Genomic DNA, 23,865 nt, shown 5'->3' with positions numbered 1-23,865 from the left:
ATAATGTTACGCTCTCGCTGTGGACACAACACTGTTGTCTTCTCCAAAGCCGTTGGGCACATAATCATCTGCTTGATGATCGTTGTCCCAGACTTCACCATCAATCAAATATCTGAAGTGGTAATCTTTGTCGGTTGGTAAACGGTGTTTGAGCTTAAACGCACTGTCTTTTTTGATGAATTTCATCGGCTCAGGTTGCCAATCATTAAAATCACCAGCAAGTTCCACCGTTTTCGCTTCTGGGTGTGAAAATGAAAATGTAATTTCTGCTTCGTCTTTTGTTTTGAAAAACCGTTTAGTGAGCATATAACCCCCGTTTACCTTTTGTGAGTCCTTATTTCACAGTGACGTACGCTAATACTGCAAACGACTGGTAACTGTGTACGATTTATGTCGAGCATCTTGAGATTTAAGTGAAATTAAATTGCAAAATTAAAATTTAATTAGCTGGCAACTCACCGTTCGCTTTAAAAATCAACAGCCCTAAGTACAGCAAACAAATATTGAGTTTGTATGACAGTACAAATTTGGTGCAATTTTGCACCGCTTTGGCGCAATCTAAATCAGATAAGCAGTGATTTCAGTTTGCTATGAGTTCCTTGCAATCACTGAGCCAATCACATTAAGAGTCAACAAGAAAGCTAGTTAAGAATGGTTATCATGTAAAGTGAATTTAACTAATAATTGATCCCGCTCATATAAAGCAGTCTGCAAAGTGAAATTTTTAGTACTTTTGCACGATGAAGTTTGCAACTGAATGCTAAAGTGTGTAAAAAACTAGGTTAGCAACTATAATTTCAGTTTACATTTTTTGCGATGAAGATCGCATCTGCATTCAATTACTCCGTAATATGCAAGAGTCTGAATTACTAAGGAAAGCCTATTCATGCCAAACGCGATAAGACTAACAAGTACCCTACTTCTGGGCACATTATTTGTTGTCATATTGCTGCATCTGTCTTTTAAGGCCCACGTGCTTGAGCTGATCGCTACAACCCCGTTAAATGAGCAACTTACAGTATCAATGGTATCACCTTGGTATTCCCCACTACTGCACGGTTTGAACTTTGCAGCAAACGGAAACCACACTTATGTTGCGGTAGAGTCAACACTCGGAATACCCAAATATCTGGATGTAAATACAGTCTGGTATGCCGTATTTACTTCTCCAATCACTCTCATTTCAATTGCAACTTTACTCGCGATTGTTGCGTATCTTTTTAAATCAGAGCGCCGCTACCGTAATCAAGATGAAGATATTAGCGAGGTGAATAAGGACGTTGGAGGAATATTGACACGTCTAGAGGTTGATAGTGCGCCACTACATCATAAGTCCTCTCTAGCCAAGCTCAGCCACGCGATCCACGACTTGTCTAGCCATCTTGCTCGCGTAAAACGCCATTCAGAGTCTCAAATTTTTCAAGACAAGCTCACAAAGCTTATAGATAGACATGCATATATTGACCATATTGAGGCAAAGTTAAAGCAAGCTGAGTTGGCGCAACAAAAATGTGGCCTGCTATTTATTGATTTGGACGGCTTTAAACAAGTTAATGATTCATTTGGCCACAGTTTTGGCGACGAAATTCTGATCCAAGTTGCTGCTCGGCTCTCAAAAGTGGTTCGCCAATATGGTTTAGAAGATCGCCACCCTATTCATAGCCTTGAACAAAACCTTTCAAGACTCGGCGGCGATGAATTTTCGCTATTTATTCCCAAATTAAACAATCCAAGTTTGTGCACAGAAATCGCCCAGTCCATTCTTAGTGATATAGAGCGTGATTTCTTGCTTGGCAATAAGCTTGTCAAAATTGGAGCAAGTATCGGTATCGCGGTATACCCAGATAGTGCAGCAACTCCGAACTCGTTATTGCAGATGGCTGATGTTGCCATGTATAGAGCAAAAACGGATGGTCGTGGAATTTTTAAAGTTTATTCCCCCGAAATGGGGTCGAAAATGCGACGTTATCACTACCTCCTAGAAGAGTTACGACTCGCTATCTCTGCGCAAAGCTTTTATCTGTCATTCCAACCAATAGTGCATGTTGAAGATTGTGCTATCGACTATTTTGAGGCGCTTATTCGTTGGAACCACCCAATAGAAGGACAAATTCCACCAGCCGAATTTATTCCAATTGCAGAAGAGTCTAATTTAATTTTAGAGCTTGGTGATTGGATCCTACTTGAGTCGTGTAGGCAAATGTGTGCATGGCATAATGCAGGGATGAAAAAGGTAAAGATCTCGGTTAATGTTTCTGGAATACAGTTAAAGCACAGAAAGGTCTTTGAATGGGTAAATGCTGCCCTAGAGAAAACCGGCTTACCAGCCACCGCTTTGATGTTGGAGATCACTGAATCCACTCTTATCAAGGCCAGCAATGAAACGATTTCACAATTGCAACAATGCCGAGATGCAGGAATAAGTGTCGCGATTGACGACTTTGGCACAGGTTTTAGCTCACTAAGCACCCTCGCCGATTTACCTATAGATGTAATAAAAATCGATAAACTGTTTATCACTCAAGCCAATAGCAACCCTAAGTATCGTAAGATCCTCAATTCCATCAGCGAACTTGGACAACAGTTAGAATTAAAGATTGTTGCCGAGGGCGTTGAACAAACCGAACAATTTGAACTAGTTAAAAACTTAGGAATTAGCTGTGTACAGGGGTATTTAGTTAGCCGGCCTGAAAGCTCAAATAATGTAGGTAGCAAAGTGCTAAATGGCAATGTGAATCATATCGCAGCCACCGGCACCAGCATTTGGTTACCAGAGCAAGTTGGGTAGCTGCTGTTAATAGTTAAGCGAAAAAAGAGAGCTATATACTGCACCTTCCACGCTAGGCAACCTATTATGCTAAAAGTGGGTGCTTGGCGGATCGTGATGAACGCCCACAGTATTTATCCAGACTAGGTAAGGTTATTTATCGCTTAAATTTGGTTTCTAGGATAACCGACGAGTTGGTACGCTCAATCCCCTCTAAATTACCGATTTCATCCAGCAGATGACTCAACTGCTCCAAACTCTGTGCTTCAACAATAGCAATCAAGTCATATTCCCCACTAATGGCATAAAGCGCAGAAACATTTGGCAACTGCTGCAATGCTAAATTCGCCTTTGTCGTGAGTTTTTGTTTTACTTTAATAGAAACGTGTGCCGATACTAAATCGTCCATATACTGCTCCGCGAACTCTACGCGATAGCCTTTAATTACTCCATTTTGCTCTAATTTTGCGATACGATTTTGTACTGTGGTTCTGGATAGGTCTAACTTACGTGCCAACTCAGAGATGCTCTCTCGTGCATTGTTACGCAACAGTGCAATGAGCTTTTCATCTTGTGAACTAATCATTTTGCAATTTAACCATGTTAATTTGACATAAATGATAGCAAATATGTGAATTATTGCACTGCAAATTATTACAAAAGCGCGTAATAATGAAGAAATAGCAAGTTGGCTGTGAGCAGAACAACAAGTAATCAGCTTCTGCCCGACAGTAATACCGCACAATGATAACAATTTAGGAGAAAGCGTCATGCAAGCAAATCGCGAATTATTCGATGAAGTCATGGTTCCAAACTACAACCCGTCAGCCGTTATTCCTGTTAAAGGCCAAGGCTCTCGCGTATGGGATCAGACAGGTAAAGAGTTCATCGATTTTGCAGGCGGTATCGCCGTAAACTGTCTAGGCCATTGTCACCCTGCGCTCGTCTCTGCACTTAAAGAGCAAGGCGAAAAAATTTGGCACTTATCAAATGTGATGACCAACGAGCCTGCGCTTCGCCTTGCCAAAAAGTTAACTGATGCAACGTTCGCAGAAAAAGTCTATTTCGCAAACTCAGGCGCTGAAGCAAACGAAGCGGCACTTAAACTTGCGCGTCGTTGGGCACTGGATAAATTTGGTGCAGAAAAAACGCAAATTATCGCATTCAACAAAGGCTTCCATGGTCGTACTTTCTTCACGGTAACGGTTGGTGGTCAAGCAGCCTATTCTGATGGTTTTGGTCCAAAACCTGCTGATATCACTCATATCGACTATAACGATTTAGCTGCATTTGAAAAAACAATCTCAGACAACACTTGCGCAGTCATGATGGAACCGCTTCAAGGTGAAGGCGGGATCATTTCTCCAAATGCTGAGTTTGTCCAAGCTGTGCGCGAACTATGTGATAAGCACAACGCGCTACTTATTTTTGATGAAGTACAAACGGGTGTTGGCCGAACTGGTGATCTATATGCTTATCAAGGACTGGGTGTAACACCTGATATCCTAACTAGCGCAAAAGCACTAGGTGGCGGTTTCCCGATTGGCGCGATGCTTACTACCACTGAAATTGCAGCTCACCTTAAAGTAGGCACCCATGGCTCAACTTATGGTGGTAATCCACTAGCCTGCGCGGTAGCGGAAGCTGCATTTGACACAGTAAATACAGAATCGGTGTTAGCTGGCGTAAAAACCAAAGAACAACTATTCAGAGATGGCCTAAATGCTATTAACGACAAATACAATGTATTTTCTGAAGTGCGCGGTAAAGGTCTTCTTCTTGGTGCAGTACTCAATGATAAATTTGAAGGCCGTGCACGCGACTTCCTGGTAGCAAGTGCAGAGCACGGTTTAATGTCGTTAGTTGCTGGCACTAACGTAGTTCGTTTTACGCCTTCTCTTGTGATCACTGATGAAGAGATCCAAGAAGGTCTAGCACGCTTTGAACAAGCGGTTGCTGCAGTAGTAAACGGCTAAGGAGCTGGGGACCTCGGTCTCCTCTTTCTCATGTTAGTATTAAGACCAATACAAAAAACTGACTTCGACGCGCTAAAAACCATTGCGGTTGAATCTGGCCATGGGTTTACCTCACTGCCAGTAGATGACGAATTGTTGTCTAATAAAATTAACCGCTCGGTTGAAAGCTTTGCGAAGTCAGTATCAAAACCATACGACGAAGGCTATTTATTCGTTCTTGAAGACACACAAACGGGCGAAATTATAGGCACCACTGCGATTGAAGCAGCGGTCGGTATGTCTGTGCCTTTATATCACTATCATCTTGGCAAAACAGTACATCACTCAAGAACTTTGGGTGTCTATAATACCGTTGATATTCTATCGATGTGTAACGACTACACCGGAAGCTCTGAGATCTGCACGCTATTTTTACGTGAAGGTCATCGCCAAGGGTTAGCTGGTCGCTTTCTTTCAAGAAGCCGTTTCTTATTTATGGCGGAACATGCTGAGCGTTTTAGCGATACCGTTATTGCAGAAATGCGTGGTGTAAGTGACGAACATGGCCATTCGCCATTTTGGCAGTGGCTGCAAGAGCACTTTTTTAGCATTGAATTTCCGCAAGCAGATCACTTGGTCGGTCTCGGGGACAAAGTTTTTATTTGTGAACTTATGCCCAAGTATCCCATCTATGCAAACCTACTAAGTCCAGAAGCACAAGCTGTGATAGGTAAAGTGCACGAGAAAACCAAGCCTGCTTTGCGTTTATTGCAAAAAGAAGGGTTTGAACACCGTGGCTATGTTGACTTGTTCGACGCGGGTCCAACGGTAGAAGCCAAACTAGACAACATTAGAACGGTTAGAGAGTCGTTTAAAGGTGAGGTTGAAATAGTCGCTTCGCTACCTGACAAGCTCCCTAGTCTTGCTATTTCAAATGGTCGATTAGACGCGTTTAAAGCCACGTTTACCGATCAGGCTTATCTGTGCGAAGCAGAAGAAAAAATTCAGCTGACCACGGAGGTGGCCAATGCGCTTGATGTCACTCAAGGTGAACTGATAAACGCATTTAAACTATAGATTTCAATGTCGTGCTGATACCAATTGGTATAAAGTTTAACAAGCTGTCACCAAGACAAAAAATTAGGAAACCATTATGCACAACAACGTAGATACACTATTTGAACACCTGTGGGACAACTACCTAGAAGTAACACCTTCTGCAGTTAAAGTTCATGAACTTCTCGGCTCAACGCAAAAAGACGACGTGATCAATGACCACATCGCATTGCGTACCTTTAATATTGAAAAAGTAGGTCTAGAAAAGCTCGCTGCACATTTTAAAGCAGTAGGTTACACCGAGTGTGGCGAATACCATTTTGAAGCGAAAAAGCTTTATGCCAAGCACTATGAACACCAAGATCCAACTAAGCCAAAGGTGTTTATCTCTGAGCTGCTCGTTGAAAAGTGTTCAGAAGAACTACAAGCTATCGTTAAAGACATGGTTGAGCAAATAGACGAGGCAGCAGTAACAGCTAAAAACTTCCTGTACTCTGGCACCCACTGGCGCGTTTCTCACGAGACATACAAAAAGCTACTCGCTGAGAGCGAGTATGCCGCATGGATGTCTGCATGGGGCTACCGTGCAAACCATTTCACGGTAAGCATCAACTACCTGAAGAACTTCACCACAATTGAAGCTGTAAACCAAGCGCTCAAAGACAACGGTTTTGAACTAAACACATCAGGTGGCGAGATCAAAGGCTCTCCAGAAGTGTTACTAGAACAATCTTCAACGCTTGCTGATCACCAAAACGTGCAGTTTAACGACGGTGAATTTAGCATTCCAAGCTGCTTCTATGAGTTTGCTCTGCGTTATGCCAAGCCTGACGGCGAGATCTATACCGGTTTTGTTGCAGCTTCTGCTGACAAAATCTTTGAAAGTACTAACGCAAGATAATCGCGTTTAAAATCAGTGCTTGCCTAAGCACTCTGCCCAAATTGTAAAGCAGCCTTTATGGCTGCTTTTTTATACCAATTTGCTTAATTAAGTGCGCTATTTTGAGGCGAGAAAATCTTGTCGATAACTAGGCAAAACTTTTGCTATTTAACCTGAGATTTGGATAAGAAATGTTCCAACCCATTGCTTTTAAAGAACAACTTAGTTTTTTCCTTGTCTAGCCAGAGAGTTTTAGGGAAAACAAGGCGAATTTACGCACCAATAGCTGGCTATTGGAAGTGAAATCAACGCAGTTAGCGCTAAAACTGGCTGCTAGAAAGGCATTAATTATCCGCAGCTCAGGTTATTTAGTTGTTCTAAATAAGAAATTTTTAACGCCGTTAGCGTCAGATTTACTCCTTCAAATTGAGCAAGTATTAAGATAAATTGGTATTAGTTAATATTAGCCACAACTCCAATCAAACTCGCGGTTTACCAAATCAAGCATACCTATCCCTCCGCCAAAGTTATGCCCACCTAAGATCTCTTCGAATTCGATGTAGTAAGGTGTAAGAAAATCTGGGATCCCTTGACCGTTTAAACTCGTCCCGCCTAAATGGTTTGGCGAAACACTCTCTAACCACTCAGGGTCGCCTTCGTACGGGTCAATATAACCTGTATCTTCATATTCGCTGGGCGTCTTACCCGCATTAGGATCACTAGGGTTGGCAACAAGCGTAATTGCACGGTTAAAACTCACTGTTTCTGGGGGAATTCCACCAAGCTCGCGATATATTTGGTACTCTTCAGCTGGCAAACTGAGGTACTGGGAATAGTTCATTTTCCAAAAGCAACTCGCCCCACCCTCGACTAACCATTCAGGGACGCAAACATCATCTTCAAAATGTCGTTCAATAATAGTTGGCGGTGAACAGAGCTCGCCGTAAAACTCAGCTTCACTAAGCAGGAGCGTTGCGTAATAACAATCTAGCGTATCCGCTGCAAACTTACAGCTAGGATGAACCGTTTGCATCGCCTGCCAAAAGGGTTTGAATAGCGGTTCATCTGGCAACTGCTCAGCAAATAACGCCTCTTCTAACCCTTCAATATATTCAGGCCCGCCATCATTGTGATCAACCGCGATTGCAAAAAAGCTCACCGCAAATGCATTCTCATCAGTGCGATAGCCCTCTGGCAATCTTAGTGTAAAGCTGTGTTTTAGCGGGTAGCCGGTATGTGGGTCCAGCGGCCATTGATTGGCTTTAATTCCAGGAGGCAAACCAAATACCCAGCCATCAAAGCGTGTTTTATCGTCAATGGATTGTTTCAATATTTCGATATTATAAGCATTCATTACTATCTCCTTATTAAATAACGTTGCTTACTCGTAAGTTAGGGCCTGTTTATCTTTCAAGTTTGTTTTTGCAGCAGCAAAGAACAACAGACCCTAGTATAAAAGTATTAACTCCACAATTGAAATAGGTAATTAGACTTTTACAGTGTTTGAGACACTTAAAAATATTGCTTATATTCATTACCTGTTGGTGAAAAACCAGTAGGATTAGACAAGGATAATAGTTATGAATTATTTTGGAACGTTTGGTTCAACAGAAGAAGAGGCACTTCGCCTTCTTATGCCTGTTGTCGACAGCGCTTTGAAAGCGCATGAGAGAGGAAACTATCAAGCATATTTATCTGTAATAACCACCGACTTAGCCAAAAAGGTTTCTGAGGAGGGATTTTTGCGGGCATACCGCGAAATCGCGCCGCAGCTTGGCCGCTTAAAATCTAAAACCTTGTTAGCGTCTCTTCGAAGAGGTCAGGATCCAATGCTGATATTTGCAGCGAAATACGAGAACACACAGGACGATATCGTAATTAATATCACATTTAAAAACGCGACTACCCCGCCTTTAATTGCATGGATGTGGATTGAATAGTCCATTGGTTCAAAGGCTTAGATTAAAACTTATAGGAGGACCGTTTCCGGTTTGCTTCACACTTGTGTAATAACATGTATAACCCTTAACAGCCGGTCATTAGGACGAGTAAGTGAAAACAGTGACAGGAAATGGTAATCCCTCAACAAAACTAGACTGTATCAGTCACCTAAAGCAATAATTTTGGCAGTAGACACCGCGGATATTTTCACTCCAAAACTGGAGATACTTGGCAGTGTGGCATTATGATGTATTCTTATTTGTTCACCTGACATGTGCTTTTTGCAATGTGTGGTATGGGCATCCGCCACTATTGTAACTGCATAACCCAAACCCGCGGCTCGCCGACTCGTTGTATCAACACAAAACTCTGTAGCATAACCACAAACATAAATATGTTGAGTTCCATGTTCTTCAAGTATGTTAGACAGATTTGTGTTTAAAAATGAATCTGGGGTGGTTTTACGCACGAACTGATCATTGGCGTCAACTTGAAGTACTGACTGTAATTGCCAACCTTCACTACCATACTCAATCGCAGTACCGTTTTGCTCATGTTGAATATAGATCACTGGCACGCCTTGCTTTCGAGCCCAATCTGTCACTAAGTTAATTTGGCTTAACACCTCTTCACTTGCATACGGTTTGGGCTCTGGATCGAATAAAAGGCTCTGTACATCAATTACCAATACTGCAGATTTCATAGCATACTCTTTTTGGGCATAATCTTGCTTATAAATTCAAAAGCCGCCAACACCTTGAACAGCATTCATTCTTTCAAAGGGTTGTAGTGCCCAAGCAATATAAATTACAAGCGTTATATTGTCATGTTAATATTTATACATTGGTCTTACTGCCACATTGGCTATGTTTCAATACAGCTAAACAAGTTATGATAAATGTGTATGCAAATACCTTATGGATAGCACACTTATGGACAAGATTGATCACCAGATATTACCCCCTTTAGCGACATTACTATGCTTGGTCATAAGCGGGTGTGACGACCTAAGCCAACAAATAGACGTGCTTACTGGCGAACAAGACAAACAAGTACAAGCACTTATTAAGCGCACTAAAGCCCAAATGGTATTTGTTGAAAGCGGCAGCTTTATGATGGGCGATGGCGGTGGTCCAAATAACTTGCCTTGGACCATAGCCCGCGACAATAAACCCGCTCATAAGGTGACCCTTACCAGCTATTCGATGGGCGCTTATGAGGTAAGCTATGGCGATTTTGATTTATACACCGCGGTAAACGACCTACCAAAAACCATGTGGACAAAATGGGATAAAGATGAATTCTGGCGCGCCCCTGAATTCCCTGCGGGAGTGAGTTGGTATGACGCAAAAAACTATTGTTCATGGCTGGCAAAACTCACACAGCTCCCAATTGATTTACCCACTGAGGCACAATGGGAGTTTGCAGCACGAAACCGTGGTAAAAATATTTTGTTTGCCACCAACACTGGTATGCTTGAACTCGGTGTAAATTACTCTCTCGCCGAAGAGCCTGAACCGCATATTAGTGGAACCTATCCTCCTAACCCATTAGGGTTTTATGACTTAAGCGGCAATATGATTGAGTGGGTCAATGACTGGTGGGCTGAGGATTACTATCAACACTCACCAGAACTGGATCCTAAAGGGCCAAAAGAAGGCACAAAAAAGGTTATGCGAGGAGGAAGATTTTTAGAGTCTCCTCGCGGTAGTAATGTATATACACGGCAAGAGTCAGATGAGCTTGATGAAGCGTATCGTGCTAAAGGTTTTCGTTGTGCTCTAAATCAAGCGAAGCCAATTCCTGTTCAATCAATTAACTAGCTCATTGCCATCGCATTTATCACCGTAAAAGTCAGCGTTTATTCAAACTACTAACTTTATGCTGTGGCAATTTTGATTTCGCCTGTACGCTTGGTATGCTTGAGCTGCACTAAGGATAAATAAGTAACATACGGAAAGTCACCATATGGAAAATAAACGGATACATTCACTCCCCCACTTTGCCAACATTAACCGCCGCAATATTATCACCAATAAATACACAGCCGTTCCCAGCCTCGCAGTACTGTGTGTGGTAATGACTGGGTGCGAAGACCTTGGCCAACAAATAGACGCGCTTACTGGCGAGCAAGACAAACAAGTGCAAGCACTGATTGAGCGCACTAAAGCCCAAATGGTGTTTGTCGAAGGCGGCAGCTTTATGATGGGCGATGGCGGTGGTCCAAATAACTTACCTTGGACCATAGCCCGCGATAATAAACCCGCTCATAAGGTGACCCTTACCAGCTATTCGATGGGCGCTTATGAGGTAAGCTATGGCGATTTTGATTTATATACCGCGGTAAACGACCTACCAAGAACCATGTGGACAAAATGGGATAAAGACGAAATTTGGCGTGCACCTGAATTCTCTGCGGGGGTGAACTGGTATGATGCCAAGAACTATTGCTTATGGCTGGCAAAACTCACACAACTCCCAATTGATTTACCAACCGAAGCACAGTGGGAATTTGCAGCACGAAACCGTGGTGAAAACATTTTGTTTGCCACCAATACTGGTATGCTTGAACTCGGTGTAAATTACTCTCTCGCCGAAGAGCCTGAACCGCATATTAGTGGCACCTATCCACCTAACCCATTGGGGTTTTATGACTTAAGCGGCAATATGATTGAATGGGTCAATGACTGGTGGGCTGAGGATTACTATCAACACTCCCCAGAACAGGATCCTAAAGGGCCAAAAGAAGGCACAAAAAAGGTCATGCGTGGCGGGATGTTTTTAGAGTCTCCCCGCGGCAGTAATGTATATACACGGCAAGAATCTGAGAAACTAAAAAAGGCATACAGGGCAACTGGATTTCGCTGCGTGCTCAATCAGTCTATGCCTTTAAATGAGCAACCAAAGTAGCTAACTTTGGTTGCTCATACGCTGTTATGCCAGTGCTACAAATGGACTGATATTAAGCATCGCGACAGCAACCGAACCGGAGCGAGCTCGGCTTGGTAGTTTGCGTCGCCATGCATCAAACTCTCGCTGCTGAGCACCTTCTAAAATACTATTAAGCTGAGATAAGCCCTCTTCTTGGCTACACTTAGTTCCTCCTTTACCCATATGCTGCAACACTTCGTCTAATTCCTCTGTGCAAAGTATATGCTTGAGTATGATAATAATCGTATTTTCGCGCTGCTCATTTAAGCCCTGCCAGCTGTAGGTATCTGAGTCGATAAGGCTAGCGAGGTTAGGGTTCGCTAATAAGTTTAGAAATGCCCCCTTGGACTCAGGTACCGTAAACTTCAACATTTCGGGTGCTTGTTCAACTCTTTGCATGATAGCCTTGGCTTGTTCATGAATTATTACTTTAGTTCGCCACCATTCATCTATGTCTTTAGCAGTTCCACCAACAAACTCAGTAATATCTTTACCTGTTGCTATATGCATGGCTACTGCTTTATAAAGCACGTTAAATGCCAATGGCTGTATAAACTCGAGATAATCATAATCATTATTTTTAAGCTGGTGATAAACAAATTGGGCAAGCGTGACGATTTCATCGACACCTATCTCACAGACTAACTCTCCGCCAGCACCTACGCCCCAGATAAGTCCCAATTTCGCGCGAAGTATAAACCTTCCGTCTTCATAACCAATAAAACACCCGGCATGTGCACCGGCGCCAAATGCGCCTTCTGCCTTTCCACCTAATTTAGCTAAATCACAAAAGCTAGATTTACCAGATTTTTCTGGGTTATCCCATTGCAAAGCACCTGTTAACTCACAGCCTGCGGATACCCCAGCAAATGCACTGAGCTCGCCTTTTACAGGTTCAAACTTGCGATCGGCGCGGCTAAGTGCTTTTACTTGTTCAGGGGTTAATCCCTCAAGCATCATTTTACCTTGCTTTACTGTGCAGCCTACATTTGCCGCCGCTTGTAATTTCGCTCCTGCATAGCCAAAAAGGGCAATGGTCGCATTTAATCGGATCGCGCCTAAGTTTATCTCACGCTCTTTGGTCGTATTTTTAAGTGGCATCATAAACTTAAATTCATACCCATTTTTATTAGGGTAGTAACCACTCATTGCTGCTTTTGCTTCACCAACTGCAAAATCGACTTTGCCATCAGCTTGAAATGAAAAGACACCATCCTTTGGGCTAAAGTTTGCCGCAATGCCTGCACCATGGGTATAGCGCATTAATCGCGCCTCTGCACTGGCATCAAAATAGTCGCTTTTTTCAAACCTTTTTATATTTAGATCTTTATTAAGCTCCCTAGCCCATTCGCCCCATATGGTTGTATACGTGTCGACGAGCTTCTTATCATACTTAAAATTGACCTTTAGCTTGCTCAAATCATTTTTAAGCGCTTTGTTCAGTTTCTTACGGTCTAAGTTGCCATTCGCATCGCTAAAACGACGACCGTTTCGAATGTCCGTATCAATTTTATAGCGTCTAAAGTGGTTTGCCATTTTATCACTACGCACATAGGTATACTTTCGGCCTTTAAAGCCAATGACTTCGGTAATCTTATTAGCGGTAGGGCCTGAAACAAGTGGTTTTAGGGTCTCGTTTAACGCCTTTTTTGCGTCAATTACTTTATCATCTTGTTTCGAGAGGTCTTGTTGTCCAGCCAGCGCTTGCTTTAACTGCTCCATGGGAGGGTTAAGTACTTCCATTTCTTGCTCTAAAATATCGGCAAGTGACTGGGTGACCGCTATAAAGCTGTTATCTTCTGGAATATATATAAAATCAATAATTTCCAGTTGGTCTTCGGATTCTTCAACCGAAAAACTCACGGAGTGCGTCGCACCTCCGGCTTCAGCGGTTAATGTGTATTCCCCCGCCACAAGCGGTAGCGCCAACTCCCAATCATAACCTCTGTCTGGTATGTAGTTGCCATTAACTTGCTCCAATATGGCTGATTTTGAACCTGACGTTGGCCCTTTCCAGATTAAGTTAACGCTGTTGCTGTTATAAAATTGTCCTTTAACTAATACGTCAAAGCCGGTATTCACCCTGACTTTATCACCCGCTTTGGGAGGATTTTTTATAGTAAACTGAGGATGGTTGAAGCCATATATACGGCTTTCATTTGGTGTGCCAGTATACTGCTCGACAACACTCGCGGCAGTTTCTCCCGGCCCTAATACATGATTTGCAAAACGTCTTTTAGTGGCTTGGTTTTGCTCTAGTTTTACGATTTGCTTTGGATTAGGTTGACCAATAATGACAGATGGCGCAATAGTATCTATGGGTTGTGCTGTACTTTCTAGCTTAGTGGGTGTTTTTTTAATGCCAGCGTTACTCTTACCCATTGACGGTCGCGTTGTACCTGCTCCTTGGCTGCTATTGAAGCCCACACCATCATTTTTTGAGTAATCGCTTGTAGCAGCATATTTAGCTGCAGCACCTAAATGTGCACCGTTTTGGCTTAACTCTCCCGCCCCACCCGAGAAGCCTTTACTGCCACTAGAACTGAACTGACCTTCCACTTTAGCCTCAAGCGCTGACTTTTTAATAAACGCAAAGATCTCCTTTATATTGCCTTGAGAAACCGTTTTGAGACGTTGTGCTTGGTTATTTGAAATAACAAGTAGTTGTCTATCGTCATGGTGATGAAGTCCACCATGCCAGTAACGAGCTTCTTTTGGGTCAATACGAATATAGTCAGTGTGATGGGGGTTAAGTGCTTTAAGAATGATGGTGGGCACTTTAGCCATCGGCAACTTGGTTGGTTGTGCCGAATTTTTTACGTCTGAATCTGACTGAAAAAGTGAATCATCGAATGTACCTTGCTGTGCGTCTTGCACAAGCGCAGGCCACTTGTCAAAAGGCTTCATGCCAATCCTTCCTTGTTTATTCCGGTTGTTCCTCATCAATGCACTTTGCTACTCATCAATGAGCGCGAGATAGTATTCGGGGTAGATTTTATACTGATGGAGTCAGTTATTCAATCAAGGAAAAATTTTGCTATTTAACCTGAGGTTTGGATAAGAAATGAACTAACTAATTGTTTTTAAAATAATATTAAATTATTTCCTTGTCTAGCCAGAGAGTTTTAGGGGTAATTAGGCGAATTTACGCACCAATAGCTTGCTATTGGAAGTGAATTCAACGCAGTTAGCGCTAAAACTGGCTGCTAGAAAGGCATTAATTATCCGAAGCTCAGGTTATTTACCTGTTCTAAATGATGAGAAATTTTTAACGCCGTTAGCGCCTGATTAGCTCCCTCAAATTAAGGAAGTGTAAGATAAAGTGGTATGACATATCATTGTCAAAAAGTCCCTGTAGAGTTTAATCTAGGTTACTCTAACACGCTCAAAAGTTAGTTGGTGCGGTAATATTTTCGCGTTGAACAGCACTTTGACAACAACAGGGCCAACTTAACCAAAGGCGATTAAAGGAGTTAGCATGACCAGTTATGTATCAGAAATAAAGGCGCTAAATCGCGGGCTAAGTGTTAAGCCACCCATAACACATCCTGCTATTGATTCAAAAAAACACTACAAAAGCGAGTTAAAGTACTGGCAAACCCAACTATTACATGTGCAACAAGCCTATTTTCATCAAGGAAAGCGCGCTATTTTAGTGTTTGAAGGCTGGGATGCGGCTGGTAAAGGAGGCGCGATTCGCCGCATGACAGAAAAGCTCGATCCGCGCGGCGTTAAGGTCTACCCAATCGCAAAACCAACACCGGAGGAACAAGGCCGGCATTACCTGTATCGCTTTCAAACTAAGCTACCACCTCGGGGCACTATGACTATTTTTGACCGTTCATACTACGGCCGAGTGTTGGTAGAACGGGTTGAAGCATTTGCTAATGAGCAAGAGTGGCACCGCGCCTATCAAGAAATCAATGAATTTGAGCGTCTGCTGACAGATGATAACGTCCGCATTGTTAAGCTATTTTTACACATTAGCGAAGACGAACAACTCAAACGCTTTACAGAGCGTTTAAATAATCCGTATAAGCGCTGGAAACTAACGAAAGAAGATATTCGCAACCGCCAAAAGCGACAAGATTATGAGCAAGCAATTGATGATATGTTTGCTAAAACCGATACCAATTTAGCGGATTGGCATTTGATCCTCGCGGAACATAAATGGTATGCCCGCGTACAAGTGATGAAAACCATTGTCGAAGCGTTAAGCAAGGGGGTTGATATTAGTCCCCCACCTATCGATAAAGCCGTTGTAAAACTGGCAGAATCTCAATTGGGTATTGTTCAAAGGGAGGACTAATCCATGAATCGTCACGACTATCTTGCATCTTACTTTAATGAGCGGGAAGGCATTCACGTAAGCAATGAGTGCAGTAAATTCGACAAAATGAGACTCAGTCCATTTCGGTTCTTCCGTGGTAGTGCCGCGCTTATGTATAAGGACTTACTGGAGCAACAACTACAGTTACCTGAAGCGGCCACCAGCCTGCCACTCACCTACGTAATGGGCGATTGTCATACGGGCAATTTTGGCTTTCATAGTGAAGAAGGCAGCCACGGCGATACCCTAATTTTTGAACCTAATGACTTCGATGATGCCTGCGTCGGACACGCTGTGTGGGACCTGTTTCGCTTTTTAGTGAGTTTACCGCTTACCCAACTAGAAGGTGGGCGTATTCAAGAGCAAGCTCAGGATATTAAAGACCGAAGTAAACCTTTGGTAAGTAAAGAGCTGGTTGCCCAAGCACAATTGGACTTTTTACACAGCTACCTAAAAGCCTGTCAGTTGTCGCTGGAACATAAGGTCGATAGCAACACAGGCTTAACCGAATTTGATAATAATCATATACTGCATAAACGATGGCAAAAAGGGTTACAAAGAATGGCGGGTGGTGCCGCGTTTACGATAAAAAGCACGCTCGCAAAGGAAATCGACCTCAGCATTAAGCCGCTGCGTTTTCGCGAAGACAAACTGAAGTTTAAGCAACTTGACTCCGATTTAAAAGAAAACCTTATTCATCACTTTGCGCCCTATGTTGATGACGAAATTTTAGATTGTGTTGAGCGTATCGACCAAGGCACAGGCTCATTGCATCTGAGCAGATATTACTTGTTGGTTGGCCCAAACGTACAAAAGCCCACTAAAGATATTTTGCCGCTATGTCACATTGTGGAGGTAAAACAACAGCAACTCGCTTCGCCTCTGGCTTACTTTGTAAATTTAAGCCCAGTGAATCGCTTAGATCCCGCACACTTAACCGTCAACAGTCAAAGAAAAATGCAGCGCCGTACCGATCTCATTTTAGATAATGCATTGTGGCAAGGCAGCCATTGGCTGGTACGCTCGCGCCATCATGCTCGCGTTGGTATAGACCCAGAAGACATCACCATTGGTAAGCGTGCAGCGACTAAGTCGGGCTTTAGCCAATATGCAGAAGCATGCGGTGAAGCACTTGCCCTTTCACATATGCGAGCAGATAGACGATCCTTACAATTTCAAGAAGATGCCGTAGCCATTTTGCCTAGTCTCATCGATGAATTGGTCAAATCGGCCAGTCATTACAGCGCGCAAGTCGTAGCCGATTGGCATTGGTTTTGCGAGCAATCCCAGAGCTAAGCAGTTGCGCACTCAACTTGCTTTTGCTTTGGAATGTCTACAATCAGACCATCCTCTGCGATGATGAGTGCATTGCTAAAGTGCAACTTGGCCTCTTCAATAAGAGGCTGCAGCATGCCCTCACCATGATAGCGCACGCTAAAGTGAGTGAGCGCGAGCATGGGCACTTGATGTAATTGTGCAAACTGAGCGATGCGCTTGGCATCGCTATGTCCTGTATGAAATCCCACTTTATGAAGATCTGCAGCGGTAAAGGTAGCTTCATGAACAAGCAAATCGACCCCTTTTATCATCTGCGATAGCAAGCCGGGCTTTTCGTTATCACCACAAATTATTGCAACTCGAGGTTGCCAACTATAAAAACTGTAGTCATCCGAGGTTAAAAGTCGGCCTTGGTATTCTACGTCCTGGCCCTTTTGCAACAGGTTGTAGTGGCCGCCAGACGCAATGCCATCTTGCTGAAGTTTATCTATTTTTAACTTGCGAGGAATGCACTTTTCCGTGAGCTTATAGCCAGCACTGGGCACTCTGTGTTGTAGCGCTATGGTTTCGATATCGCAACTTTCAAGCGGTAGCTTATCGTTTATTTCTTCAAAGGCGATGGTGATTAAGTCAAAACTTAGTCTCACCTCTGTCAGTGTAAAACAGCTTTGCACAAACTGAATAACGGCCCTCGGCGCAATTAATTTTAGCGGCGCTTTGCGAGAGTTTAATGCCATGGATGAAATGAGTCCGGGTAATCCATAGCAATGATCCCCATGAAGGTGGGTAATACAAATCGCTTCGAGATGATATAGGGTTAACTCACTGTGCAGCAGCGCATGCTGGGTCGCTTCGGCGCAGTCAATTAGTACCCAGGCTTTGGTATTTTCAAAGCTTACTGCCGCTGCCGACATATTACGTTGTTTAGATGGGCTACCTGAAGAAGTGCCAAGAAAATGTACTTTCACGCCAAAACCGTTTACTTTTTAAGTGGGTATACCATTGTAACGAATAAATAACGTAATAGCGAAGCGCGTGCTCGCCTTGCAACGTAATCTCTAAGGAGAAGATGATGAATTTGATACCTTCGGACAGCATGATCTTGGTGATCGATATTCAAGAAAAATTTCGTCCTCATATTGAGGTATTTGGCGATATTGAGCGCCAAGTAACCACCCTGCTACAAGCTGCAGAACATTTGTCTGTTCCTGCACTGATTTTTGAGCAATATCCCAAAGGGCTTGGCCATACAGCACCGAGTTTACTTGAATTTAATCTTCCGGTTATCGAAAAAACCGCGTTTAGTGCTTACCATGTTGAATCTTGCAAGCAAGCTATTCAAGAATATAAACGCGACACCATCGTCGTGGTTGGCCTCGAAAGTCATATCTGTGTACAACAAACCGTCAATGACCTGCTTGCGGACAATTTCAACGTGGTGATAGTTGCCGATGGTATTTGCTCACGTAATCCAAAACACACAGATTGGGCGCTAATGCAGATGCAGGCAGATGGCGCACGCTTTTTGGCTTTAGAGTCTATTTTATTTCAGTGGCTAAAATCGGCCAAGAATGAGCAATTTAAGGCAATTTCAGCGTTAGTTAAGTGATCGGCTATCACAGTGAAAGCGTATTCCAAGTATCGAGGTGAACAATGAAAAATGAATTAGATAGCAAATTCTTGTTAACGGTGTTCGAGCATATTCAAAAGCACGGTGAAGTAACCGAAGAAGGTAAACGCTATGAGGGCATAGTGGCCTATTCAGATCCAGATGGTTACACCATATACCTGCAAGGCAGTGGCGTGTTACTGCGCTCTGGGTTTCATAATACTTATCACTTGGATTATGAACAAGATAAGCACAAAGACGATTTCATTAAGAAGCTAGATTACATTTTTAAAGAGGCGAATGAGTAGCTTATATCCAAATACCAACCGAGGACGTCGCGTTAGACGTCCCCACCCTGAAAGCAAACAAACCCGCGCATATGTAAGTAAGGTCGTCGAAGCGCTCAGGGAAAATCCAAATAAACTCAAGATAATCAAACAGAACTGCGATGAATTTCGCCAGCAACGCTATTTAAAACGTGGCTTTTTGCTCGCCATCGAACGCTTTGATTGGGTGTTTGCAGTGGACGATGACGTAGAGCGAATATGCCAGCAGATCCTCGCCGACGACTACATCGGCAAACGCCTACGCCGTTACCCTTTATTGTTTAAGGGGGTGTTAGATGATTAATCTCGTTTGGCTCAAACGTGACTTAAGAGTGTTCGACCATAAACCACTTTACGAAGCGTGTAATAACGGCAGACCAACCCTGATCTTGTATGTTGTTGAGCCCGAATATTGGCAACTCCCCGATACCAGCGAAAGACAATTTCAATTTGTAAAAGAGTCGCTGTTAAGCCTTGCTGAGCAGCTGCAGCTTTTAGGTGGCACGCTGACGATTCGCCAGGGCGATATCATTGAAATACTTGAAAAGATCCATCAACACATCGCGATAGCAACCCTTTATTGCCATCAAGAAACGGGGAATACATGGACATTTGCGCGCGATTTGCGTGTTATTGCCTGGTGCAAAGAAAGACACGTAACGTATGAAGAATATCGCCAACAAGCCGTATTCAGGGGAAAAGTGAATCGTGATAAGTGGCAACAGCAAGCCGAAGACTGGCTGCAAAGCGACTGTCTACCAACTCCTTCAAAAATCAATTCACTGCTGCAACAACATAGTGGCATTGCACTTTTAAATGACTATCCTGGTAATGACAGCAACTCAGCCCCAAAGCCACAATTAGGTGGACTCAAAGCCGCGCAGCAAACCTTGAATAGCTTTTTTAATTATAGGATAGACAACTATTTATTTGGTATCTCAAGCCCGGTAAAAGCTGTAAATAGTAGCTCCAGACTCAGTCCGTATTTGGCCTATGGCGTGCTAAGCCTCAGGGATGTTTTACAACAAACCCTTGCTTTAAATGTTGACTCAAAACGCAATAAGAGCGGTTTTTTATCACGGCTTTACTGGCATAGCCACTTTGTGCAAAAGCTCGAATCAGAACCGCTTTATGCTGAGCGTGCAGTGCATGCATCCCTAATTGCTATGCGTGCGAGTGAATTTAATCCGCAACGCTTTGAACTTTGGGCTCACGGTAACACGGGCGTCCCCTTTATTGATGCCTGTATGCGAATGCTGATCACCACAGGTTGGATAAACTTTCGCATGCGCGCCATGCTGATGGCGTTTTCAAGCTATCATCTGTGGCTTGATTGGCAACAACCAGCTGCAAGACTTGCCACTCTTTTTGTCGATTATGAACCTGGGATCCACTATCCTCAGGTACAAATGCAGTCAGGCACGACTGGGATAAATCCGTTTCGCATCTATAACCCCATAACCCAGGGGCAAAAATATGATCCAGAAGGTCAATTCATTCGCCGCTACATTCCTGAGCTCAATCACGTTCCAACGCATTACTTGCATACGCCTTGGCTTTATACTGGCTTAAAAGAAGACCAATATCAGCGGCCAGCCATATTACCCGATGACGCAGCAAAAATTGCCCGTGAAAAAATCTCTGCATTTTATAAACAACATCTAGATAAAAATGAAACAGGCAGAGTGCGTCACACTCACGCTTCAAGGCGCCGCTCAAGTCGTGGGCGCAAAAAACAAGCAAGTTCTGATAAAAATCAGTTAAAACTATTCTAACTGATTTGTTTTTGCACAATGTTCCGCCTTTCGACCCAGAAAGAGGACAAATAGCCGCTTAAGCATGACCTCATGTAAAAAAAATGCTAAGGTTGCGCCATTTTTTGGAACTGAGAATTTAGCTATGTCAAATGCTGTAGAGACGCAAGCTGATAGTCAGGACCAACAGGGGCAAAAAGGGGGATTATTTAATCGCTTCTTGGCAACTGTTGAGTTCTTAGGGAATATGCTTCCCCACCCTATTACTTTGTTTGCAATGTTTTGTATCGCCATCGTGTTATTTAGTGGTATTGCCGATTGGATGGGGCTATCTGCCATCGATCCTCGCCCAGAAGGCTCCGCGGGTCGCGACCCCGACGGTGTCATTGAAGTCGTAAGCTTAATGAGTGCTGAGGGTTTGCAACGCATTGTGACAGGTCTTGTGACTAACTTTACTGGCTTTGCACCACTTGGCACTGTACTTGTTGCATTACTAGGGGTTAGTGTTGCAGAACACTCTGGCATGCTATCAGCTGCAATGCGCGGCATGGTAATGGGCGCTTCAAAACGCCTTGTTACCTTTATGATTGTATTTGCTGCTATCTTGTCTAATACCGCATCAGAACTTGGCTACGTTGTACTTATTCCGCTTGCCGCAATGATTTTCCATAGCCTTGGTAGACACCCACTTGCCGGCTTAGCCGCTGCATTTGCTGGCGTATCTGGTGGCTACAGCGCAAACCTGTTACTTGGCACCATAGATCCGCTATTAGCTGGTATTACGACGCCAGCTGCGCAGATGATTGACCCAACTTACCAAGTAGGACCTGAAGCGAACTGGTACTTCATGATGATTTCAGTATTCCTAATAGCCATCGTGGGAACCTTAGTCACTGAGAAAATCGTAGAGCCACGTTTAGGGAAATACGACCCTAAAGAAGCCAGCGTTGATTTAAGTGAAAACAATATCGAGAAACTTTCTGCAAAAGAAAAATCAGGCCTCAAATGGGCGGGCGTATCACTACTCGTAGTAAGCATTCTACTTGCCTTAACCATAGTGCCTGAAGATGGCATTTTACGTCATCCGGTAACAGGCGAAGTGGCAGGCTCACCATTTTTAAAAGGGATCGTGGTATTTATCTTTGTAACCTTTGCTATTCCGGGTTTTGTGTACGGCCGTGTGGTTGGCACCATGAAAAATGACCGCGACATTATTGATGCAATGAGTAAAAGCATGAGCTCGATGGGCATGTATATCGTGTTGGTATTCTTTGCCGCTCAGTTTGTTGCATTCTTTAAGTGGACAAACCTAGGTACTATTCTTGCGATAAATGGCGCAGCACTGTTACAGGCGCTAAACCTAACTGGCCCTGAAGTATTCGTACTGTTTATATTCATGTGTGCACTCGTGAACCTAAGCCTTGGTTCATCATCAGCTCAATGGGCTGTCACTGCACCGATATTTGTTCCAATGCTAATGCTTATCGGCTATGCACCAGAAACCATTCAAGCAGCGTACCGTATTGGAGATTCAGTTACTAACCTTATCACTCCGATGATGAGTTACTTTGGTTTAATATTAGCGGTTGCGACGAAATACAAAAAAGATATGGGTATAGGTACACTAGTGGCAACAATGTTGCCGTACAGTATGTTCTTCTTTATCGGCTGGGTAGCACTATTCTACGTGTGGGTATTTGGCTTTGGTCTACCAGTTGGACCTAACTCTCCTATCTACTACAATCCGTAGCTAATACTTTAAAATTATCTAAATGCCAGCATTTGCTGGCATTTTTATTTGTGAAAACCTCAACCCTCACCTAAGGTTGAATAGGAGACAGCGAAGAAGGAGCCGATTTTGGATACCAATAACCTTGCAATTATTACATTGGTATTAAACTAACTTCACGTGATCACTGTTATTTTATGCCCTGTTCCTGAGTGATACACGTGACCTAACATTAGGTGAATTATGTATACACTCTTTTACTATCCACAAAGTGCGAGCCTTGCGCCTCATATTTTATTAGAACTCATTGGTGAGCCTTATCAACTTGAACTGGTGGATATCAAAAAAAACGCCAACCGTAGTGCACAATACTTAACACTAAGCCCTGCCGGACAAGTACCAGCCCTCGTTGATGACGACTTTACCTTATTTGAAAGCGCTGCAATTTCTCAGTATCTTGCTGAAAAGCACATTGACAAGCAACTTATCCCAACTGAGCTAAAACTAAAATCACAGTGCCTGCAATGGATGCATTTTATGAGCGCTTCTATTCACAGCGACTTATTGATGTATACCTACCCCGAACGACACACCCAAAGTGCTTTGATGTATGACGACCTTATTCGCTCGCAGCAAGGCCGATTAGAAGAAGGGTTTGGTATTATTGATACCTTACTTGCAGACAATCATTACCTGTTTGCAAATCAATTTACGCTGTGCGACAGCTATTTATTTATGCTTTGTGAACGTGCGAAGACATTTTTAGAAAAAACGCCTTCGCTTAAGAATTTACGCCGCTATTATCGCCAAATTGCGGCAACACCAGCGATTAGCAAAGCCTTAGAAATGGCTGAGTTTTAGCCTGAACGATTAACGTTAATAAGTACAATACCGGTCAGCACAGCGATCACGCCCACGACTTTTTGCAGGTTAATAGGCGTATAAGGTACACCAAAGAGACCAAGCTGACCGATCACCATAGCTACCACCATTTGACCACACAAGTAATAAGCCATTAGGTTACCTATACCCATTTTAGGAATTAAAAAATAACAGAGTCCCACCCCTGTTGCACTTAGCACCCCACCTAAACACCACAAGTACCAAGGCACCGCTTTTAGTTCTGAGGTTGCTGGCAGCACGTTATCAGATACCCGAAAGGCAATAAAGGCATAGAAGGCGCTGACAGTAAACGCCACTCCTGCTGCCAATATCGGACTTTTTAATAAACCGCCAAGCTGTGCATTCATGCTTGCCTGCACCGCGATTGCCCCCCCTGCGAAAACAGCTAATATGGCAAAAATCATCG

At 43.3% G+C, this 23,865-nt stretch carries 22 protein-coding genes; 15 read left to right on the top strand and 7 right to left on the bottom strand.

Annotation, left to right across the window (positions count from 1 at the left end; translation table 11 throughout):
- Positions 1 to 6: 6 nt before the first annotated feature.
- The gene (locus tag EXT48_RS19715; protein WP_010372991.1) at positions 7 to 306 is read right to left on the bottom strand and encodes an isoamylase early set domain-containing protein; all 300 of its coding nucleotides are present in this window, start codon (positions 304 to 306) and stop codon (positions 7 to 9) included.
- A 580-nt stretch (positions 307 to 886) separates the two neighbouring features.
- On the opposite strand from EXT48_RS19715, the gene EXT48_RS19710 reads away from it, so the two are divergent.
- The gene (locus EXT48_RS19710; protein ID WP_130165484.1) at positions 887 to 2,788 is read left to right on the top strand and encodes a bifunctional diguanylate cyclase/phosphodiesterase; all 1,902 of its coding nucleotides are present in this window, start codon (positions 887 to 889) and stop codon (positions 2,786 to 2,788) included.
- A 136-nt stretch (positions 2,789 to 2,924) separates the two neighbouring features.
- On the opposite strand, the gene EXT48_RS19705 is transcribed toward EXT48_RS19710, so the two are convergent.
- Positions 2,925 to 3,353 (bottom strand): Lrp/AsnC family transcriptional regulator, encoded by a 429-nt coding sequence (locus tag EXT48_RS19705; RefSeq protein WP_010372995.1) that lies wholly within the window; start codon positions 3,351 to 3,353, stop codon positions 2,925 to 2,927.
- A 184-nt stretch (positions 3,354 to 3,537) separates the two neighbouring features.
- On the opposite strand from EXT48_RS19705, the gene EXT48_RS19700 reads away from it, so the two are divergent.
- The 3 genes from EXT48_RS19700 to EXT48_RS19690 all read left to right on the top strand — a co-directional run bounded on the left by EXT48_RS19700 (position 3,538) and on the right by EXT48_RS19690 (position 6,679).
- A complete protein-coding gene (locus EXT48_RS19700) occupies positions 3,538 to 4,743 on the top strand; it encodes an aspartate aminotransferase family protein (protein WP_130165483.1) in 1,206 nt (401 codons plus the stop codon).
- Positions 4,744 to 4,773: 30 nt separating this feature from the next.
- Positions 4,774 to 5,799, top strand: a complete 1,026-nt coding sequence (gene astA / locus EXT48_RS19695) for an arginine N-succinyltransferase (protein ID WP_130165482.1) — start codon at positions 4,774 to 4,776, stop codon at positions 5,797 to 5,799.
- A 76-nt stretch (positions 5,800 to 5,875) separates the two neighbouring features.
- Complete coding sequence (locus EXT48_RS19690) at positions 5,876 to 6,679, top strand: DUF1338 domain-containing protein (protein ID WP_130165481.1); 804 nt, start codon at positions 5,876 to 5,878, stop codon at positions 6,677 to 6,679.
- 442 nt (positions 6,680 to 7,121) lie between these two features.
- On the opposite strand, the gene EXT48_RS19685 is transcribed toward EXT48_RS19690, so the two are convergent.
- Positions 7,122 to 8,012 (bottom strand): hypothetical protein, encoded by an 891-nt coding sequence (locus EXT48_RS19685; RefSeq protein ID WP_130165480.1) that lies wholly within the window; start codon positions 8,010 to 8,012, stop codon positions 7,122 to 7,124.
- Between the two features lie 226 nt (positions 8,013 to 8,238).
- On the opposite strand from EXT48_RS19685, the gene EXT48_RS19680 reads away from it, so the two are divergent.
- Complete coding sequence (locus tag EXT48_RS19680) at positions 8,239 to 8,598, top strand: hypothetical protein (RefSeq protein WP_130165479.1); 360 nt, start codon at positions 8,239 to 8,241, stop codon at positions 8,596 to 8,598.
- Between the two features lie 161 nt (positions 8,599 to 8,759).
- On the opposite strand, the gene EXT48_RS19675 is transcribed toward EXT48_RS19680, so the two are convergent.
- Complete coding sequence (locus EXT48_RS19675; RefSeq protein ID WP_130165478.1) at positions 8,760 to 9,302, bottom strand: cysteine hydrolase family protein; 543 nt, start codon at positions 9,300 to 9,302, stop codon at positions 8,760 to 8,762.
- 229 nt (positions 9,303 to 9,531) lie between these two features.
- On the opposite strand from EXT48_RS19675, the gene EXT48_RS19670 reads away from it, so the two are divergent.
- Together EXT48_RS19670 and EXT48_RS19665 are read left to right on the top strand one after the other, a co-directional pair.
- Entirely contained in the window at positions 9,532 to 10,422 is an 891-nt protein-coding gene (locus tag EXT48_RS19670; RefSeq protein ID WP_239359063.1) for an SUMF1/EgtB/PvdO family nonheme iron enzyme, read from the top strand.
- Positions 10,423 to 10,567: 145 nt separating this feature from the next.
- Positions 10,568 to 11,509, top strand: coding sequence for an SUMF1/EgtB/PvdO family nonheme iron enzyme (locus EXT48_RS19665; RefSeq protein WP_130165476.1), 942 nt, complete (start codon positions 10,568 to 10,570; stop codon positions 11,507 to 11,509).
- Positions 11,510 to 11,533: 24 nt separating this feature from the next.
- On the opposite strand, the gene EXT48_RS19660 is transcribed toward EXT48_RS19665, so the two are convergent.
- The gene (locus EXT48_RS19660) at positions 11,534 to 14,437 is read right to left on the bottom strand and encodes a hypothetical protein (protein WP_130165475.1); all 2,904 of its coding nucleotides are present in this window, start codon (positions 14,435 to 14,437) and stop codon (positions 11,534 to 11,536) included.
- Positions 14,438 to 15,008: 571 nt separating this feature from the next.
- Between EXT48_RS19660 and EXT48_RS19655 the strand changes: the two genes are divergently transcribed.
- Positions 15,009 to 15,839: a polyphosphate kinase 2 family protein gene (locus tag EXT48_RS19655; protein ID WP_130165474.1), complete on the top strand. Its 831-nt coding sequence runs from the start codon at positions 15,009 to 15,011 to the stop codon at positions 15,837 to 15,839.
- Positions 15,840 to 15,842: 3 nt separating this feature from the next.
- Positions 15,843 to 17,156, top strand: coding sequence for a DUF2252 family protein (locus EXT48_RS19650; RefSeq protein WP_130165473.1), 1,314 nt, complete (start codon positions 15,843 to 15,845; stop codon positions 17,154 to 17,156).
- Here EXT48_RS19650 and EXT48_RS19645 read toward each other — a convergent pair.
- A complete protein-coding gene (locus tag EXT48_RS19645) occupies positions 17,153 to 18,106 on the bottom strand; it encodes a ribonuclease Z (protein ID WP_205992120.1) in 954 nt (317 codons plus the stop codon). The two genes, EXT48_RS19650 and EXT48_RS19645, sit on opposite strands and share 4 nt — an antisense overlap.
- A 101-nt stretch (positions 18,107 to 18,207) precedes the next feature.
- Between EXT48_RS19645 and EXT48_RS19640 the strand changes: the two genes are divergently transcribed.
- The 6 genes from EXT48_RS19640 to EXT48_RS19615 all read left to right on the top strand — a co-directional run bounded on the left by EXT48_RS19640 (position 18,208) and on the right by EXT48_RS19615 (position 23,417).
- Entirely contained in the window at positions 18,208 to 18,747 is a 540-nt protein-coding gene (locus EXT48_RS19640) for an isochorismatase family protein (protein WP_223193527.1), read from the top strand.
- Between the two features lie 44 nt (positions 18,748 to 18,791).
- Positions 18,792 to 19,055 (top strand): DUF3081 family protein, encoded by a 264-nt coding sequence (locus tag EXT48_RS19635; protein WP_010373027.1) that lies wholly within the window; start codon positions 18,792 to 18,794, stop codon positions 19,053 to 19,055.
- Positions 19,048 to 19,377 carry a hypothetical protein gene (locus EXT48_RS19630; RefSeq protein ID WP_130165472.1) on the top strand — a complete coding sequence of 110 codons (330 nt, stop codon included), beginning with the start codon at positions 19,048 to 19,050 and terminating at the stop codon, positions 19,375 to 19,377. The genes EXT48_RS19635 and EXT48_RS19630 overlap by 8 nt, the downstream gene beginning before the upstream one ends.
- Complete coding sequence (locus EXT48_RS19625) at positions 19,370 to 20,848, top strand: deoxyribodipyrimidine photo-lyase (RefSeq protein WP_130165471.1); 1,479 nt, start codon at positions 19,370 to 19,372, stop codon at positions 20,846 to 20,848. Before EXT48_RS19630 ends, EXT48_RS19625 begins: the two co-directional genes overlap by 8 nt.
- A gap of 124 nt (positions 20,849 to 20,972) precedes the next feature.
- Complete coding sequence (locus tag EXT48_RS19620; RefSeq protein WP_175401246.1) at positions 20,973 to 22,577, top strand: AbgT family transporter; 1,605 nt, start codon at positions 20,973 to 20,975, stop codon at positions 22,575 to 22,577.
- Between the two features lie 222 nt (positions 22,578 to 22,799).
- Positions 22,800 to 23,417 carry a glutathione S-transferase family protein gene (locus tag EXT48_RS19615; RefSeq protein ID WP_099028636.1) on the top strand — a complete coding sequence of 206 codons (618 nt, stop codon included), beginning with the start codon at positions 22,800 to 22,802 and terminating at the stop codon, positions 23,415 to 23,417.
- Here the strand turns inward: EXT48_RS19615 and EXT48_RS19610 are convergent.
- On the bottom strand, positions 23,414 to 23,863 hold the full coding sequence (locus EXT48_RS19610) for a DMT family transporter (RefSeq protein ID WP_017216748.1): 450 nt from the start codon (positions 23,861 to 23,863) through the stop codon (positions 23,414 to 23,416). The two genes, EXT48_RS19615 and EXT48_RS19610, sit on opposite strands and share 4 nt — an antisense overlap.
- Positions 23,864 to 23,865: the final 2 nt, after the last annotated feature.

The sequence above is a fragment of the Pseudoalteromonas sp. CO348 genome (assembly GCF_004208845.1).
GTDB lineage: Bacteria > Pseudomonadota > Gammaproteobacteria > Enterobacterales > Alteromonadaceae > Pseudoalteromonas > Pseudoalteromonas maricaloris.
Note: the sequence above shows the minus strand (reverse complement) of the source record. Positions and strands in the feature narration are given on the sequence as shown.

Coding starts and splice junctions, on each gene's coding strand:
- EXT48_RS19715 (WP_010372991.1), bottom strand. CDS start 306: ATGCTCACTAAACGGTTTTTCAAAACAAAAGACGAAGCAGAAATTACA.
- EXT48_RS19710 (WP_130165484.1), top strand. CDS start 887: ATGCCAAACGCGATAAGACTAACAAGTACCCTACTTCTGGGCACATTA.
- EXT48_RS19705 (WP_010372995.1), bottom strand. CDS start 3,353: ATGATTAGTTCACAAGATGAAAAGCTCATTGCACTGTTGCGTAACAAT.
- EXT48_RS19700 (WP_130165483.1), top strand. CDS start 3,538: ATGCAAGCAAATCGCGAATTATTCGATGAAGTCATGGTTCCAAACTAC.
- astA (WP_130165482.1), top strand. CDS start 4,774: ATGTTAGTATTAAGACCAATACAAAAAACTGACTTCGACGCGCTAAAA.
- EXT48_RS19690 (WP_130165481.1), top strand. CDS start 5,876: ATGCACAACAACGTAGATACACTATTTGAACACCTGTGGGACAACTAC.
- EXT48_RS19685 (WP_130165480.1), bottom strand. CDS start 8,012: ATGAATGCTTATAATATCGAAATATTGAAACAATCCATTGACGATAAA.
- EXT48_RS19680 (WP_130165479.1), top strand. CDS start 8,239: ATGAATTATTTTGGAACGTTTGGTTCAACAGAAGAAGAGGCACTTCGC.
- EXT48_RS19675 (WP_130165478.1), bottom strand. CDS start 9,302: ATGAAATCTGCAGTATTGGTAATTGATGTACAGAGCCTTTTATTCGAT.
- EXT48_RS19670 (WP_239359063.1), top strand. CDS start 9,532: ATGGACAAGATTGATCACCAGATATTACCCCCTTTAGCGACATTACTA.
- EXT48_RS19665 (WP_130165476.1), top strand. CDS start 10,568: ATGGAAAATAAACGGATACATTCACTCCCCCACTTTGCCAACATTAAC.
- EXT48_RS19660 (WP_130165475.1), bottom strand. CDS start 14,437: ATGAAGCCTTTTGACAAGTGGCCTGCGCTTGTGCAAGACGCACAGCAA.
- EXT48_RS19655 (WP_130165474.1), top strand. CDS start 15,009: ATGACCAGTTATGTATCAGAAATAAAGGCGCTAAATCGCGGGCTAAGT.
- EXT48_RS19650 (WP_130165473.1), top strand. CDS start 15,843: ATGAATCGTCACGACTATCTTGCATCTTACTTTAATGAGCGGGAAGGC.
- EXT48_RS19640 (WP_223193527.1), top strand. CDS start 18,208: ATGATGAATTTGATACCTTCGGACAGCATGATCTTGGTGATCGATATT.
- EXT48_RS19635 (WP_010373027.1), top strand. CDS start 18,792: ATGAAAAATGAATTAGATAGCAAATTCTTGTTAACGGTGTTCGAGCAT.
- EXT48_RS19630 (WP_130165472.1), top strand. CDS start 19,048: ATGAGTAGCTTATATCCAAATACCAACCGAGGACGTCGCGTTAGACGT.
- EXT48_RS19625 (WP_130165471.1), top strand. CDS start 19,370: ATGATTAATCTCGTTTGGCTCAAACGTGACTTAAGAGTGTTCGACCAT.
- EXT48_RS19620 (WP_175401246.1), top strand. CDS start 20,973: ATGTCAAATGCTGTAGAGACGCAAGCTGATAGTCAGGACCAACAGGGG.
- EXT48_RS19615 (WP_099028636.1), top strand. CDS start 22,800: ATGTATACACTCTTTTACTATCCACAAAGTGCGAGCCTTGCGCCTCAT.
- EXT48_RS19610 (WP_017216748.1), bottom strand. CDS start 23,863: ATGATTTTTGCCATATTAGCTGTTTTCGCAGGGGGGGCAATCGCGGTG.